This window comes from Acidobacteriota bacterium (assembly GCA_016196035.1).
In the GTDB taxonomy this organism is placed as follows: Bacteria; Acidobacteriota; Blastocatellia; order RBC074; family RBC074; genus JACPYM01.
This window is the reverse complement of the sequence record JACPYM010000051.1, coordinates 1-14,946: the sequence shown is the minus strand read 5'-3', so window position 1 is coordinate 14,946 and position 14,946 is coordinate 1. Positions and strand designations below refer to the sequence as shown.

The following is a 14,946-nucleotide window of genomic DNA, read 5'->3' as shown; positions in this document are numbered from 1 at the left end:
AACGATGTTTCTCGCCCAGACAGAAATTGAGCCTGTCTTAAACCAAGTGAAAGCGGCCTTCCCAAACCTATCTGAATGGGAATATAGCAACGAAAAGGATGGCGACCATTACGGCTTCACGGTCTGGGGGTGTCTGATTGTTCAAACCGGCGCTGAGAGTTGGGAGCAGCGGCGTTTTTACGTCACCTTTGACATCTTTGTAGAGCCAGGGGCTAAACCAGCGCAATGGCACGGGACGCTGACGGTTGGGCAGCATTCTTACATGTGGACGAGCGCGGATTTTGGCGATGCGCATTTGGTCAACACCGCGCCTTGTGCGACGCTGGCCGAGGCGATCAGCGCTTTGAAAACGGGCATCGCGGATTTAGCCAGCGCTTTTTCCGCGCTCTAGCCTGAAGTTGAAACGACTATGGCGCATTGACCATAAATCCGTCCGCGCAGGTTGCCCGTATCTTCGCGTGCAACCTGTTTTCATGATTCGGAGGAACTATGCAAAGCAAAATCACAACCTTGATGCATCTGGTATTGTCGCTATTTGTGCTGTTGCTGGCTACCCCACCGGCCAACGCGCAAACCAACCGCGCCGGCAAAGAAGTTTACCGGGGCAACATCACCTACATCGGCGGCCCGCGCGGCGCCGTCACCGATTTCTTCACACTGACGATCAACAACATCACGCCGGAAGCCGAAGTCACCCGTCTGCTGGATTTGTTGAAACGCGACGGGCAGGACAAATTCTGGGACGCCGTGTCGAAAGAAAAGCACGGCACCATCCAAATCGGCAGCGGACTGAGCCGTGACCTCAACGCTGTTTGGGTGACGCAAACCGAAGACGGGCGCAAGATTTCCGCCGTCGCCGAACGCTGGCTGGGCTTTGGCGAATTGCGGCGCGGCGCGCGTTCGGTGGATTACCCGTTCACGTACATTGAGCTTTTCGTGCAGGAAGACGGCGATGTCGAAGGCACGCTGTTCCCCGCCGCCCGCGTGCGTGCTAAGAGCGGGAACACCATCGAGGTCGAAAATTTCGGCATCTATCCGGCGCGACTGGTCAATATCAAGCGGAAGAAGAAATAGCCAGACCTGGGTACGCAGCGCTGCCAGCGTGCCGACTTGGCGATTGCTATAGTCGGAGCCACAGTGTCTATGAATCACTCCTGCACGCTGGCAGCGGTGCGTACCCAGGTTCAGATTCATTCATCCAGCAGGCTGACTTGAAACACCTTCTGCCCACCCAGCGAGGTGTAAAACGCAACCGAAGCCAGCGCCAGCAGAGCAATCAATGGAATCAGGCCTGCTGCTGCATACCATCGTGAAAAGTCGAGTGTGTAGGGGAAGTTGTTAAGCGCATAGCTGGTGAGTAGGAAGCTGGCAAATGCCACCAACCCATAACGCCACATCAAAAGGGCCCCAATCAACCAAAGCAACATCCCAGTGGCCAAATCTACCCAACTGCCATCATACCCCGCCAGGCCAGCGATGAGTGCGAAGAGCGCTATAGCCAGCCAATCACGGCGCACCAGGATACGCAGCAGAAAAAAGAAGAAGAGGAACCACAATGCAATGAACATTGCCCAGTGGGGAAGGATCACCAGACTGCTGATGGTTAGGCGCAAGCTACTCAGGATTTTCAGTGGTGTCACCGCAGCCCCAGGGAAGGGTGCTAAATCAAAAAGATGTATCCTCAGCAGAAAAATCAATCTAAAGAGAAGACTGAGCAGGATTATGGCCAAAATGCCGAACAACATATCTCTGCCCACTAAAGGATCGCGCACCTTCCCCGCCAAGACCCGGTTCCAGGAAATTAGCATGTCGGGCCAACGCCGCCTGACATAAGGTTCAAGCGACATGTATAAAATCCAAGTGAAGCATGCGAGATAAAAGCACATGAGCTCGTTCACTGCTGTCATCTGTGAACCAAGGTATATGGCGACTTGATGGCTTAGGAATATATAGGCCATTAACCTAAATGCACCCTTACGGTCACTCCGCCCCTGACGTAGGTTACGCAACGCCAGCCACCCGCCAAACAGCAAGATAGCCCAGTAGGTAACGGTCAAAAACCAAACGAGCATTTTACTGGGAAGTTGAACCGCCACTCCTCGATTAGGCGTCGTCCACGGACCAATCACTTCAAAGTAAACTGGCTTGCCGTGCCAGGCGGCGGCTTCCACGCGCAGCGGCAAATCAGGCTGTTCCGGGAATGCCCCGCTCCACGCCGCGCGCGTGTCAAAGGCCGAGGGTGGCGTCCATTTCGGTTCAGTTGCGGTCAGACGTGCGACATCAATCTCGGCGGCTGAAAAGAGTCTAGCCCAATTATCCTGCGTAGGTTGTGACGAATGGCTTGGCCCTTCATCAAGCGCCGGTGGTTCGGCGGAAAAGCGCAGCAGCCGTCCTTGCATATCCAACCTGATGCACACCATGCCTGGCGTCTGTGGCGGATCGTTTTCCCGCACCCGCGACATATCAGGAGGCTGGCCCCATAGCGTAGGATCAGGGTCATCTTTTGGCAGAAGTTGTTGAGGACTTTTCCGATACCAAAAGAAGATAGGAGCAGGCCGACTTCGGCTGAAACGCTGCCACCATTCGCGGGCGGGAATTTGTCGCCGGACGTAGTTTAGATAAGCGCCATCATACTCAAAGCCATGCGCGCTGTCGGTCGGACGTTCCGGGTAACCGAGTTGCGCGCTGATTTCGCGCGCCTTTTGCGACAGGATTTCAGGCGAATGTTCAAACGGGGTTACGTCAAACATCCTCCTGCGGCTTTGGTCATACACCAGCGCGAGCAGGCCGACGATGATGGCAATCAAGCACACGACCGCAACCGGCGGACGCAGCCCGGTCTTTTGCCCTGAAGCCGCGACCATCTCCGGCGAAGGCATCTCGCCCATCGCCAACGCCGCTGCCAGCGGATCACCGCCCGGCAACGCCAGCGCCACTTGTACTGCCGAGGCCGGTCTGGCCTTTGGGTCTTTTGCCAAACAGCGCAGAATCACGCGCTCGGCCAGCGGGTCAATGTCTTTCACGTGACTCGAGGGCGTCGGCGGTGTGGACTTCTCGTGCAAAGAGATCAGTTCTTGAATACTTTTTGCTTCGAAGACTCGCTTGCCGGTAAACAGTTCGTAGAGCACCAAACCCAAGGCATAGATGTCGCTGCGCTGAGTGGCTTCCTTACCCGTCAACTGCTCAGGAGCCATGTACGCCGGCGTGCCTGCCATGACTTCTTCGCCGCGCAACTCTTCACTCACCACCGCCAAGCCAAAGTCGGTGATGCGCGCTTTGCCGCGCCCGTCAATCATCACGTTGGCCGGTTTCAAGTCACGATGCAGCACGCCCGCTTCGTGCGCCGCCGCCAGCCCCGCGCACATCTGCCGCGCCAACTCCACTGCCTTATCGCCCGGCAATCGTCCGATGCGCCGCAGCAGGCTGCTCAAGTCCTCACCATCAATAAACTCCATCGAGAGAAAATGCAGTCCCTCGACTTCGCCAATGTCGTAGACGCGGCAAACATTCGGATGGGCGACCTGTCGCGCGATGCGCACTTCGTTGTGAAAGCGGGCCAGCATCCCACCGTCGAGCGCAATGCTTTCGGGCAGAAACTTGAGCGCGACGGTCTGGTTGAGTTTCAAATCCTCGGCTTTGTAGACCTCGCCCATCCCGCCTTTGCCCAGCAAGCCGACGAGGCGGTAACGCTCGGCTAGCATTGCGCCCGTGACGAAGCGGCCTTCGCGCACGCTGTCGCCTGATGAATATAAAACGGGCTTATGGGCGGGCTGTGGTGCTGGCGGCAAATTCCTAGTCGGCGCGGAGGTGCTGTCGAACTCGGCCCCAGCGTGGCGCTGATCGAGCAGGCTCCAGGATTGATCGTGTGCTGCCAGTAAAGCCTCGACCGCCTCCAGCAAGCGCTGATCCCCCGCGCAGGCATGTGAGAGAAAGGCGGCGCGCGCTGCCGGTTGCTGTTCCAGCGTTCCATGAAAGAGGGCTTCGACTCGGGCTTGGTTGGGAAGCGGTTTCATTTGGTAATTGTCTCCGAATGTTTAGGCAGCGATTGGCCATCCAGCTAAGCCGGTCGCTTGGATGTCCGACAAGCTGCCAGCTTGTCGAAGTCCGGCTGCTAGCCCATTAGATCAGTTTGCAGATCAATGTACGGGTTTGTAGTCCCAGCTTATGGCTTTTGAAAAATTGATTTAACAGAAGTCGGTAAGGCAGGTTAATAACCTGCCTTACCCTTGGCAGCGAACACTCAGCGCGGCCAGAATAGCGTTCAGGAGTAAGGCAGGTTATTAACCTGCCTTACCCTTGGCAGTACGTTTTGTTAAACCTATTTTTCAAAGACCATTAGCCGGAAAGCTTGCCAATCTTCCGGCTAAAGCCGGGACGACAAACCGTACACGCAATTGCAAACCGATCTATAGGGGAAACACACCAAGATGTCGGGTAGGAAAGCCAGCGGTACGGAACCGGGAGCGATAGCGACCGGGTACTCCGCAGAGGTTTCACGCCGCGTTACCCAGTCGCTATCGCTCCCGGTTCTGTACCGGCGCATTCCGGGCATCTTGGTGTAGCGCTTCTATAGTTCAACGGCCACGCCGCGACAAGCTGGCAGCTTGTCGAACAATTAGGTCGCAACCGCTCTCCGTACCGTACCTGAAATCATCTGCTCAATTCATTGCGCAGCCAGGCGCGGGCAAAAGTCCAATTGCGTTCGACCGTGGCGTGTGAAAGGCCCATGACTTCTGCCGTTTCGGGAATCGTCAGTCCGCCGAAGAAACGCAATTCCACCAACCGGCTGTGTTGTGGGCTGTACGCGGCCAAACGTTCCAACGCGGCATCCAGCGCTAGCAATTCCACTTCCGGCTCTTGCGCAACGCGGCCCAGTTGATCAACGGCGCTGAGCGAAACCTGCAACGCCCCGCCGCCGCGTTTGTCAGCCTGCCGTGCGCGGACATGATCCACCAGAATGTTGCGCATGAGCTTGGCGGCCAGCCCAAAGAACTGCGCGCGATTTTCCCAACTGACTTGCGGTTGATCGGCCAACCGCAGGTAGGCTTCGTGCACGAGCATGGTCGGTTGCAGGCTGTGCTGGTGCAATTCGTGCCGTAAATGGCGGCGGGCCAAACGGCGCAATTCGTCATAGACCAGTGGCATTAACTGATCCAACGCGCGCTGATCACCCGCGCCCCAATCCCGTAGCAATTGCGTGATATTGTCTGCCATGCGCACCTCCTAGTCGTTTGCTGTCGGTGCCGGTATTTCTGGAAGCCTCGGCCTTGAAAGGTACTGCTGGTTGGGCCAAACGCGGCGCAGTCTAGCACTCGCGCCCAAGCACAACAATTTTTTTCACGAATCGTGAGGGGATGCGCACGGCTTTTCCGCTCTCTCAATTGCCGACAGAAAAACGCAGGCGCAACGTGGCGGATGCCGGGACTTGCCGCCTGCTCGCGAAATCAGCAACGACCTTTCCCAGAGGAGGTTCACCATGCCAGTTGAAATGATTGAGAGCTTACAAGCCACGCAGATGTGGCTGATGGGTGCGCTGGAATTCCTCTCCTTACTGCTCAGTGGTCTGGCCTGCGCCGGGCTGCTCATTTGGTTCGGTGGGGTGCTCTGGCTCTGTTACTGCGAGCTACGCCGCCCGCAAAACAAGCCGCCAGTAATGCAACAGCAAAGGGGCGTTTTTGCGACCGGCACAAACCACCGGGACCTCTTCATCACCAATCACGTTTCAGAAAGGAGCAACTCACTATGACATTAAATAGACTTCGCCACCCTTGGATCAGTCCGGTCAGCGCGGTTGCACTGGCCTTGTTCGCAGGGCTGGGCTGGATCGCGCAGAGCGCCGCCAGCACCAAACCGCCCGTTACGCCTGTGACGTTTAACAAAGACATCGCCCCGATCCTTTTCAAAAGCTGCACCGAGTGCCATCGCCCCGGTGAGGCCGCGCCCTTCTCGCTGATGAGTTACAAAGACGCGCGCCCCTGGGCCAAGTCCATCCGCGAGCAGGTCGTCAGCCGCCAGATGCCGCCCTGGCACGCCGACCCGCACGTGGGCGCGTGGGCCAACGACCGGCGTTTGAGCCAGACCGAGATTGAGAAGATTGCGGCTTGGGCGGACAGCGGCGCGCCCGAAGGCAAGGCCAAAGATTTGCCGCCCGCACCGCAATTTGTCGAGGGCTGGCGTATCGGCAAGCCTGATCTGGTGCTGACCATGCCAAATGAATTCACGCTCGATGCCAGCGGTCCTGACGAATATCAAAACTTCGAGATTCCGCTGAATTTCACCGAAGACCGGTATGTGCTCAAGGCCGAGGCGCGGCCCGGCAATCGCAAGATCGTGCATCACATCATTGCTTACATCGTGCCACCGCCGCCCAAGAGCGACCGTCCCAAACCGAGCCCGGAAGAACTCGCCAAGTTGCGGGCTGAGGCCGAAAAGGAGGCGATCTTTTATCAGGAAGGGTTTTTGCAACGGGTTAAGACGGACGCGCCCATTTACGACGATGGCTGCGTGACCAAGAGTGGCGGCATCGGCTTTAAGCGCGATGGCAGCGGCCAGGAAGCAGTGTTGACGGCGTTGGCTGGCTTCGCGCCGGGTTCGAGTGGCGACCTGTTTGAAACCGGCATCGGCATCAAGGTTCCCGCCGGTTCAAAAATTCGGCTTGAAGTCCATTACTCAAAGGTTGCGGGCGCCGTGGAAAAAGACCGTTCGAGCGTGGGCGTCATCTTCGCTAAAGAATTGCCCAAGCAACTCGCTGTCACGCGCGGCATCGGCAACACCTACTTCCAGATTCCGCCCGGCGCAGCGCATCACCGCGTGACTGGCTGCTGGACGGCGCAGGAAGATATTCACCTGCATTCACTGACGCCGCATATGCACTATCGCGGGGCGGCGATGGAATACAAAGTCTTTTACCCGGATGGCCGCACAGAAGTTTTGCTGAACGTGCCCAACTATAGCTTCGCCTGGCAAACGACCTACGTCCCGCAACGGCCGCTGGCGATTCCGAAGGGCACGAAGTTTCTGGTGACGGGTGATTTCGACAACTCGGCGAAGAATAGGTTCAACCCTGACCCGACCAAAGCAGTGCGCTTCGGCCAGCCGACCTATGACGAGATGATGATCGGCTTTATCAACTACACGGTGGATGGGCAGCCGGTGAAACCCGTCACCACTGCTGTTTCCTCAATTGGTCACTAAGCATTGGTACCCACGCAAATTTTTCCGCTAGCCCAGCCGGAATGGCTGGGCTAGCGGAAAAGCGCGCGTTTACTGACGTGGTTTATCTTTGCGAATTAGGGTGGTTGGCAAAACGGTATCGTTGGTTGGGATTAGGGGTGGCTCAAGTACAAGCATAGCGCCCATTGTTGCCTCACCTACCCTCATCGTTGCGTCTAAAGTGATCGTTTCATCATCCGTCAGTTTCAATTCCGTCATAGAGAGTTTGATAAATCCTTGCGACTCGACAGTAATTTCATACTCACCGGCAGGTAAATCAACGAAGCGGAAGCGGCCAGCTTCGTTTGTGTTTGTGTGAGTCACCTTTTTGGTCTGTTGCTGGGTTGCCATCACTCTTGCACCCGCAATCACCGCACGCGACTGATCATAGACTGTCCCTTGAATTGATGGCTGATCATAGCGCCGCAGACTGCGTTGAATATCAGCTTTCGTCTCGCTCTGAATTTGCTGCGCGAATCCCGCGCCAGTAAATAACCCAACGACAGCAGAAAATGCAGTGGCTGCCAAACGCGAGACACGCTGCCTGACAGCCCGCAACCCAACCGGGCAATCCTGCGTCAGCATCGTACCGTCAGCACGCCGATAAAACCGGCCACAGACGCGGCCCTCTGCTTTCAACAGAAAGCTTTCCGCCTCGGCCTTTGTCATTGCCGAAAAGTTGTAAACGTTAAGCTGACAGTGCGAACAGAAACGCACACGCTCATCGCCCGCCATTTCTTCCCATTTCTTTGGGCACGGACTGGCAACGCGCACATTGCCGAGATTGATTTTGGTTTGGCTCATTGGAAACTCCCATCACTGAAATTCTATAGCCGAAGAACGCCAGAAGATTCTCGGCTTGCCGCAAAAGCTCTCTTGGGTTCTTTTCAATCCAGCGCCTGCATCAAATCCGCCAGCAAATCATCCGCATGTTCCAAACCAATCGAAAGCCGCAACAAATTGTCGGGCGTCGTCGAGTCCGGCCCTTCGACGGTGGCACGATGTTCGAGCAGGCTTTCGACACCGCCGAGGCTGGTGGCGCGTTTGAAAATTTGTACGCGGCCCGCAACCGCCAATGCCGCCTCGCGTCCACCCGCTACCTCAATCGAAAGCATCCCGCCAAAATTTTTCATCTGCCGCGCCGCAATCGCGTGGCCAGGATGCGTGGGCAAGCCAGGGTAATGCACAGTCGTCAGCCGCGCATTGCGGTTCAAGGCTTCGGCCAACTTCGCCGCATTTTGGGATTGAATCTGGACGCGGGCGGGCATCGTCGGCAGGCTGCGCAACAGTAGCCAGCAATCAAAGGGCGAGGCGACCGCGCCACCTTGAATCTGAAAGGTACGGATGCGTTCAAAGTATTCGTTCTGTTCGCGCGCGACGATGCAACCGCTAAGCACATCGCTGTGCCCGCCGAAATACTTGGTCGTCGAATGCATCACGAGATCGGCGCCGAACTCGAACGGCCGCGTCAGCAGCGGCGTCGCCCAGGTGTTGTCACAGGCGAGCACCGCGCCGTGGTGATGCGCGATGTCAGCGACGGCGGCAATGTCGGTGATGTGCAAACGCGGATTCGAAGGCGTTTCGATCCAGATGAGTTTGGTGTTGGGGCGCAAGGCGGCTTTGATTTGATCGAGGTCAGTCGTGTCTACAAAAGTGGCTTGCAAGCCCCAGCGCGCATAGAGCAAATCAGCCTGAGCGCGCGTGCCATAATAAATATCGGTCGGCGCAATGACGTGATCGCCGGTTGAAAGCGCGTGCATCACGCTCATCGTGGCGGCTTGGCCTGAAGCGAAAGCCGCCGAAGCCGCGCCGCCTTCCATTGCAGTAAAAGCTTCTTCTAGCGCGAGGCGATTGGGATTTTCGCTGCGCGAATAGACGTAAGCGCCGAGCGGGTTGTTTTGCGCATCGCGCTCGAATGTGGTCGAGAGGACGAGCGGTGGGGCGACGGCTCCGGTTGTCGGATCGGTGGTGTGGCCAGCCTGGACGGCGAGAGTCTCGATTTTCATAAGAATTTTGCCCACGAAGCCACACAAAGGAAACACGAAGAAGACATTTCATCTGTCCGTTCCTTCGTGAACCTTCGTGTGGCTGCGTGGGCAGGAAAAGTTACTTGGTTGCGAGCAGCGCCTTGTTCTGCGCATCCAGCCAGGTTTTGAGCGGCGCGAAATAATCAATGATCGCGGTCGCGTCCATCTTGTCTTCGCCGGTCATGGCTTTGAGCGCTTCGGGCCAGGGTTTGCTCTTGCCCAGCGCGAGCATGGATTTCAGCTTCGCGCCCGCAGCCTTGTTGCCATAGATCGAACAGCGATTGAGTGGCCCGGTGTTGCCCGCTTCTTTGCAAAGTGCGCGGTGAAATTGGAATTGCAACAAGGCGGCCAGGAAGTAACGTGCATACGGCGTATTGCTGGCGACGTGATATTTTGCGCCCGCGTCAAAATCCTGTTCGCTGCGCGGGGCGGGCGCGCCAACGTTCTGATAGCGCTCACGCAAATCCCACCAGAGTTTGTTGTAATCGCCCGCGCCCGTCTCGCCCGCAAAGACTTTCCAGCGCCATTGATCCACCAAATAACCGAACGGCAGGAACGCGACTTTGTCCAGCGCCAGCTTTAACAACAGCGGAATGTCGGCGCTGGTGTCGGGCGCTTTATCAATCAGGCCAAGCTGTTTCAGATACTCCGGCGTAACCGACAGAGCAATCGTGTCGCCAATGGCTTCGTGAAAACCGTCGTTTGCGCTGTCCTGGTAAAGCGGCGCTTGCGGCGCATAAGCCATTTGATAAAAGTTGTGACCGAGTTCGTGGTGAATCGTGGTGAAGTCTTCTTCGTTGATGTTGATGCACATCTTGATGCGCACGTCGTGCTGGTTATCAATATCCCAGGCGCTGGCGTGGCAAACGACATCGCGGTCTTGCGGCTTGGTAAACAGCGAGCGTTCCCAGAACGTTGACGGCAAAGTTTCAAAGCCCAGCGAGGTGAAAAAGCCTTCGCCGTATTTGACCATCTGTTTGGCGTCTGTCTTGCGCGCTTGCAAGATTTTGCTCAGGTCGTAGGTCTGACCTCCTGCCCCAGCAGATGCGGTAGCGGGTTTCACCACGTCGTAAATGTTGCCCCATTGTTGTGCCCACATATTGCCGAGCAGGTGCGCTGGGATAGGGCCGTTGGCAGGCACCACCGCGTCGCCGTATTTCTGCCGCAGCTTGGCGCGCACATAGGTGTGCAGCGATTCATAAAGCGGTTTGACCTGCGTCCACAACCGTTCCATCTCGGCGGCAAAGGCGTCCGGCTCCATGTCGTAATTCGTCCGCCACATCGCGCCGACATCTTTGAAGCCCATCTCCTTCGCGCCCTTATTCGCCAATTCGACAAAGCGCACATAACGCGGGCGATACTTGGGCGAGATGGCGTGCCAACCAAGCCAGGCTTTCTTTAACTCTTCGGGGTTGCGGCTTTCGGCCAGGATTTTTTCGAGATCGCCGAGGCTCAGGCATTTCTTATCCGGGCCGTCCGGGCAGTACTTGCCTTTGCCGTAATCGCCTTCCATCGAGGCCGCGACTTCGGTCAGTTCCTTGCGCTCTTTGGCGTCTTTTGGCGCAGGCAGCGTGAGCGCCAGCTTCATCAATTTCAATTTGCGGGCGGCATCGGGCGAAAGGTTCACGCCGTCGAACTTGCGCGCGGTTTCGGCCAAGTCCGTCCCCAGCGCGATGAATGCCTCATTCTGGTTGGCTTCGATGGCTTCGGTGTCATCGGTGATGAAATTGCTTTTGACCCAACTGGCGCGGCTCAATTTGATCGTCGCGTCGGAAAAGCGTTTCTCAGCGTCAGCGATGAATTTTTCAGCGCCCTCGGCAGTCACGGCAACGTCGTTGCCAGTATTACCGTTCGGCGCAGTGCCCGGTTGCGTAGCGCACGCGGCGAGCATCAGCAGCGCCGTCAAAATCAAACTCAGAACGAAACGACCGCATTTCATAAAGCGACCTCCGGCTTGGAAAAAGATGGATTGAAATTACAGTTTGTGTGCGATTCAAACAAGCAACGTTAGCCTAGGGGAAGGCTGCGGGGGTGTCAATCAAGCCTTGGAACCTGCTTTGACAGCGGAGATTGTCCATTCTCAAAAGAGTTCGCCACATAGGCACGGAGGCACAGAAAAAAACGGAGAGATTGCTCAACCCAAATAGGTCGCGACTGCAACATCTCCCTGTCAGACCTGGCTCTACGCTCTGTGCCTCCGTGCCTCTGTGGCAAAGATTTGGGCAGCCCCGACTTTGGCGGTTCAACGGTTCCGCAATTCCCCGCCCCGCGTGTATACTGCGCGCTTCGTTCACATCACCTTTTCAAAGCGGAGCAAGCAATGACGCAAACTTTCAAGAAAGTCGGGCTGGCCTATTCGGGCGGCCTCGATACTTCGATCATCATCCCGTGGCTCAAAGAAAATTACGGTTGCGAAGTCGTCGCCATCGCCGGTGACGTGGGCCAGGCCGAAGAGCTAACCGGCCTCAACGAGAAAGCCCTCAAGACCGGCGCGTGCGAAAGCTATGTCGAAGACCTGCGCCACGAATTCATCACCGAATACATTTGGCCGACGCTGAAGGCCGGGGCCGTTTACGAACACAAATACCTGCTGGGCACTTCGTTCGCGCGTCCGGTCATCGCCAAAAAGCAGGTCGAAATCGCCAAGCAAACCGGCTGCGATGCACTCTCGCACGGCTGCACAGGCAAGGGCAACGATCAGGTGCGTTTTGAATTGACCTTCAAGGCGCTCGCGCCAGAATTGCCGGTCATCGCCCCCTGGCGCGAATGGGACATCGTCTCGCGCGAAGATGCGATTGATTACGCCAACGAACGCCAGATTCCGATCACGGCCAGCCGTGAGAAAATCTATTCGCACGACCGTAACATCTGGCACCTCTCGCACGAGGGCGGCATTCTCGAAGACCCCGCCAACGAACCCGACGAAGCGATGTTTGAATTGAGCGTCTCGCCCGAAAACGCGCCCGACACGCCCGAATACGTCGAAATCGGCTTCGAGCAAGGCACGCCCGTTTCGGTCAACGGCGAACACCTCGATCCGATTCCGCTGCTCGAAAAGCTCAACGAAATCGGTGGCCGTCACGGCGTAGGCCGCATTGATCTGGTCGAAAACCGTTTGGTCGGCATGAAATCGCGCGGCGTGTATGAGACGCCCGGCGGCACGCAATTGCTGGTCGCCTTGCGCGAACTGGAATCGCTCTGTCTCGACCGCGAGTCGGCGCATTACAAAGAGATCGTCGCGCACAAATACGCCGAGATGGTCTACTTCGGTCAATGGTTCACGCCGCTGCGCGAGGCGCTGGATGCCTTCGTGAATACGCTGATGAAACCGGTCAGCGGTTCGTGCAAGCTGAAGCTGTACAAAGGCAACATCATCGTCGCCGGACGCACCTCGCCGAACACGCTCTATCGCCCCGATCTGGCCTCGTTCACGATGGGCGCGAGTTACGATCAGAAGGACGCGGCGGGCTTCATCAATATCTTTGGGTTGCCGATGCGGGTGCAGGCTTTGGCGCAGAAGAAGTAGCCATTCATCAGAATGAGGTAAAGCGATGGCTTGGTATGCCGCACACGCGATTATGTACTTTAAGCTGAAGAGCGGTACGCAAGATGGCTTTACCGTGTGGGAGAATGTCTATTTGATCGAAGCTTCAGACGGTCAAGAAGCGTGGGAGAAAGCTGAGGCTTGGGCCAACGAAGAAGCCGGCTACAAAGATGAGAGCCTAACTATGAACGGCCAGCCTGCTGAAATGCTTTTCGCTGGCATTCGCAAGGTCATTTCAGTTTCGCATTGGGATCAAACCAATCAATTACGCAATAAAGATGAGCTTACCTATTCAGAGTTTCAGGTTGCCGATGAAGAAAGTGTGTTGAAACTAGCCAGAGGTGAGGAAGTGACGATTGATTACATCGAATAGGTGCTTTGCAAAAGCTTGTATTCGGAGACACGGTTGACATGGCAAGGAAGTGGAACTTAGTCGCGGCGCAGCCTATTGGTTGTGCTGCGACATTATGGCAAACTTCTCTCGGTAAAAGCCTATGCAAACAATCGAAGTCACAATCGAAGATGCAATGCTGGCGCAGATTGATCGCTTAACTCGCGAACTCGCGCTAACACGATCAGACTTTATCCAGCAGTCACTCAAGGCCGCCTTGCAACAGCAAGAAGAACTCGCGCAAGAGCGCCGCCATGCCGCAGGATATGCTCGTTACCCGGTGGAACCTGGCGAGTTTGATGGCATAGACGCCATACGTGCGTGGGGAGAGCCGTATGAACCAAGGTGAGGTGTATTGGTGTTCTCTGCCGCCACCAGATAAGCGACGCCCCATGCTGATTCTGACGCGCAATGCAGCCAGCTCGTTTTTAACTAACCTCACGGTTGCACCACTCACGACGCGCATTCGCCAGATTCCTACCGAAGTGATGCTAACGCCTTACGAAGATGGCGTGCTTACTGAGTGCGCCATCAACTTGGATAACATCAACCATCCACAAAGACTCGCTTGATGAATTTGTAACCGCGCTCTCGACCACGCGCATGCGCGAGGTTATGGCAGCCATCGAATTCGCGCTTGGGTTTAAGGCGCTTAGACAACGATGAGCAGCTTACTTGCGCAATTCACAACCATTCCTCAATTCGACACACAATGAACTTCGCCTTCACCCTTCCCACCGACCGCCCTTTTGATGTCGCCGGCTTCGGCCTCAACGCCGTAGACCATCTGGTCGGCATTCCGCGTTTCCCGCACTTCAACACCAAAGTCCGGCTGACCGGCCATCAACAAATGGCGGGCGGCCAGGTTTCGTCGGCGATGGTCGGCACGCAGCGGCTGGGCTTGCGCGCCAGCTACATCGGCAAAGTCGGCTATGACAACGAAGGCCGGATGCTGATCGAATCGCTGCAAAAAGAGGGCGTGGATTGTTCCAACGTGCTGATCGCCGTCGGCGCCAAGACCCAGGGCGCGGTCATCATCATCGAACAGTTTTCGGGCGAACGCACGATCCTCTGGTATCACGACGACCGCACGCGCATCGCGCCCGAAGAGGTGCGCCGCGAATGGATCACCAATGCGCGCGTGCTGCACCTGGACGGCTTCGACACCGGGGCGGCGTTGCAAGCCGCGCAATGGGCGCATGAAGCCGGGATGATCGTCACCATTGATCTCGACACCGCCTACCCCGGCATTGACGAATTGCTGCCGCAGGTAGATTGCCTGATCACTTCGCAAGGGCTGGCGAATGAACTAGGCGGCACGATGGATGAGCAAGCGGCGCTGCGCAAATTGCACGAACGCTACGGCTGTTATCTGGTGGCGATGACGCAAGGCTCGCGCGGCGCACTGGCCTTCGTCGAAAACCAGTTCATCGCCTCATCGGCCTTTCGTCCGCCGGTGATCAAAGACACGACGGGCGCGGGCGACGCCTTCCGCGCCGGCTTCATTTACGGCTTGTGCAAAGGCATGAACATCGAAGAGACGATGCGCGCGGCGAATGCGGTGGCGGCGTTGCAATGCCGCGAATTCGGCGCGCGCGACGGCTTGCCGACAGCGGCGGAGTTGCAGGCTTTTTTGACTTAGCTCAGTTTTCACTACGATGTACGGGAAAACCGCGCAGCGGGACAGTACCGCGCGCGTGAGCAAGCGGCGCTTTGGCAGTTCAGCTAAGGGGGCAAGCTTGACGCGCCGCTTGCTCACGCGCGCGGTACTG

The 14,946-nt window shown here is 56.8% G+C and carries 14 protein-coding genes; 9 read left to right on the top strand and 5 right to left on the bottom strand.

Going from position 1 to position 14,946, the window contains the following annotated elements:
• The first annotated feature begins 4 nt into the window (after positions 1–4).
• Both HY011_15225 and HY011_15220 read left to right on the top strand, forming a co-directional pair.
• Positions 5–391, top strand: coding sequence for a hypothetical protein (locus tag HY011_15225; GenBank protein MBI3424282.1), 387 nt, complete (start codon positions 5–7; stop codon positions 389–391).
• A gap of 98 nt (positions 392–489) precedes the next feature.
• Positions 490–1,074, top strand: a complete 585-nt coding sequence (locus HY011_15220) for a hypothetical protein (GenBank protein MBI3424281.1) — start codon at positions 490–492, stop codon at positions 1,072–1,074.
• A 116-nt stretch (positions 1,075–1,190) separates the two neighbouring features.
• On the opposite strand, the gene HY011_15215 is transcribed toward HY011_15220, so the two are convergent.
• Positions 1,191–3,653 carry a serine/threonine protein kinase gene (locus HY011_15215; protein ID MBI3424280.1) on the bottom strand — a complete coding sequence of 821 codons (2,463 nt, stop codon included), beginning with the start codon at positions 3,651–3,653 and terminating at the stop codon, positions 1,191–1,193.
• Positions 3,654–4,650: 997 nt separating this feature from the next.
• The gene (locus tag HY011_15210; GenBank protein MBI3424279.1) at positions 4,651–5,214 is read right to left on the bottom strand and encodes a sigma-70 family RNA polymerase sigma factor; all 564 of its coding nucleotides are present in this window, start codon (positions 5,212–5,214) and stop codon (positions 4,651–4,653) included.
• 262 nt (positions 5,215–5,476) lie between these two features.
• Between HY011_15210 and HY011_15205 the strand changes: the two genes are divergently transcribed.
• Together HY011_15205 and HY011_15200 are read left to right on the top strand one after the other, a co-directional pair.
• Positions 5,477–5,746: a hypothetical protein gene (locus HY011_15205; GenBank protein ID MBI3424278.1), complete on the top strand. Its 270-nt coding sequence runs from the start codon at positions 5,477–5,479 to the stop codon at positions 5,744–5,746.
• Positions 5,743–7,194: a cytochrome c gene (locus HY011_15200; protein ID MBI3424277.1), complete on the top strand. Its 1,452-nt coding sequence runs from the start codon at positions 5,743–5,745 to the stop codon at positions 7,192–7,194. The genes HY011_15205 and HY011_15200 overlap by 4 nt, the downstream gene beginning before the upstream one ends.
• A 69-nt stretch (positions 7,195–7,263) precedes the next feature.
• Here the strand turns inward: HY011_15200 and HY011_15195 are convergent, their stop codons facing one another.
• The 3 genes from HY011_15195 to HY011_15185 form a co-directional block, all read right to left on the bottom strand.
• Entirely contained in the window at positions 7,264–8,016 is a 753-nt protein-coding gene (locus tag HY011_15195; protein MBI3424276.1) for a carboxypeptidase regulatory-like domain-containing protein, read from the bottom strand.
• An 83-nt stretch (positions 8,017–8,099) separates the two neighbouring features.
• Positions 8,100–9,218, bottom strand: a complete 1,119-nt coding sequence (locus HY011_15190; protein ID MBI3424275.1) for an aminotransferase class V-fold PLP-dependent enzyme — start codon at positions 9,216–9,218, stop codon at positions 8,100–8,102.
• Between the two features lie 100 nt (positions 9,219–9,318).
• Positions 9,319–11,178: a M2 family metallopeptidase gene (locus HY011_15185; GenBank protein MBI3424274.1), complete on the bottom strand. Its 1,860-nt coding sequence runs from the start codon at positions 11,176–11,178 to the stop codon at positions 9,319–9,321.
• Between the two features lie 381 nt (positions 11,179–11,559).
• Between HY011_15185 and HY011_15180 the strand changes: the two genes are divergently transcribed.
• The 5 genes from HY011_15180 to HY011_15160 all read left to right on the top strand — a co-directional run bounded on the left by HY011_15180 (position 11,560) and on the right by HY011_15160 (position 14,816).
• Positions 11,560–12,765 (top strand): argininosuccinate synthase, encoded by a 1,206-nt coding sequence (locus HY011_15180; protein ID MBI3424273.1) that lies wholly within the window; start codon positions 11,560–11,562, stop codon positions 12,763–12,765.
• A 25-nt stretch (positions 12,766–12,790) separates the two neighbouring features.
• The gene (locus HY011_15175; GenBank protein ID MBI3424272.1) at positions 12,791–13,156 is read left to right on the top strand and encodes a DUF4288 domain-containing protein; all 366 of its coding nucleotides are present in this window, start codon (positions 12,791–12,793) and stop codon (positions 13,154–13,156) included.
• A gap of 121 nt (positions 13,157–13,277) precedes the next feature.
• Positions 13,278–13,523, top strand: coding sequence for a ribbon-helix-helix protein, CopG family (locus HY011_15170; protein MBI3424271.1), 246 nt, complete (start codon positions 13,278–13,280; stop codon positions 13,521–13,523).
• Positions 13,510–13,746 carry a type II toxin-antitoxin system PemK/MazF family toxin gene (locus HY011_15165; protein ID MBI3424270.1) on the top strand — a complete coding sequence of 79 codons (237 nt, stop codon included), beginning with the start codon at positions 13,510–13,512 and terminating at the stop codon, positions 13,744–13,746. The genes HY011_15170 and HY011_15165 overlap by 14 nt, the downstream gene beginning before the upstream one ends.
• Positions 13,747–13,886: 140 nt before the next feature.
• Positions 13,887–14,816 (top strand): carbohydrate kinase family protein, encoded by a 930-nt coding sequence (locus tag HY011_15160; GenBank protein MBI3424269.1) that lies wholly within the window; start codon positions 13,887–13,889, stop codon positions 14,814–14,816.
• Positions 14,817–14,946 lie beyond the last annotated feature (130 nt).

Coding starts and splice junctions, on each gene's coding strand:
- HY011_15210 (MBI3424279.1), bottom strand. CDS start 5,214: ATGGCAGACAATATCACGCAATTGCTACGGGATTGGGGCGCGGGTGAT.
- HY011_15190 (MBI3424275.1), bottom strand. CDS start 9,218: ATGAAAATCGAGACTCTCGCCGTCCAGGCTGGCCACACCACCGATCCG.
- HY011_15195 (MBI3424276.1), bottom strand. CDS start 8,016: ATGAGCCAAACCAAAATCAATCTCGGCAATGTGCGCGTTGCCAGTCCG.
- HY011_15175 (MBI3424272.1), top strand. CDS start 12,791: ATGGCTTGGTATGCCGCACACGCGATTATGTACTTTAAGCTGAAGAGC.
- HY011_15180 (MBI3424273.1), top strand. CDS start 11,560: ATGACGCAAACTTTCAAGAAAGTCGGGCTGGCCTATTCGGGCGGCCTC.
- HY011_15170 (MBI3424271.1), top strand. CDS start 13,278: ATGCAAACAATCGAAGTCACAATCGAAGATGCAATGCTGGCGCAGATT.
- HY011_15215 (MBI3424280.1), bottom strand. CDS start 3,653: ATGGGCGAGGTCTACAAAGCCGAGGATTTGAAACTCAACCAGACCGTC.
- HY011_15160 (MBI3424269.1), top strand. CDS start 13,887: ATGAACTTCGCCTTCACCCTTCCCACCGACCGCCCTTTTGATGTCGCC.
- HY011_15185 (MBI3424274.1), bottom strand. CDS start 11,178: ATGAAATGCGGTCGTTTCGTTCTGAGTTTGATTTTGACGGCGCTGCTG.
- HY011_15225 (MBI3424282.1), top strand. CDS start 5: ATGTTTCTCGCCCAGACAGAAATTGAGCCTGTCTTAAACCAAGTGAAA.
- HY011_15165 (MBI3424270.1), top strand. CDS start 13,510: ATGAACCAAGGTGAGGTGTATTGGTGTTCTCTGCCGCCACCAGATAAG.
- HY011_15200 (MBI3424277.1), top strand. CDS start 5,743: ATGACATTAAATAGACTTCGCCACCCTTGGATCAGTCCGGTCAGCGCG.
- HY011_15205 (MBI3424278.1), top strand. CDS start 5,477: ATGCCAGTTGAAATGATTGAGAGCTTACAAGCCACGCAGATGTGGCTG.
- HY011_15220 (MBI3424281.1), top strand. CDS start 490: ATGCAAAGCAAAATCACAACCTTGATGCATCTGGTATTGTCGCTATTT.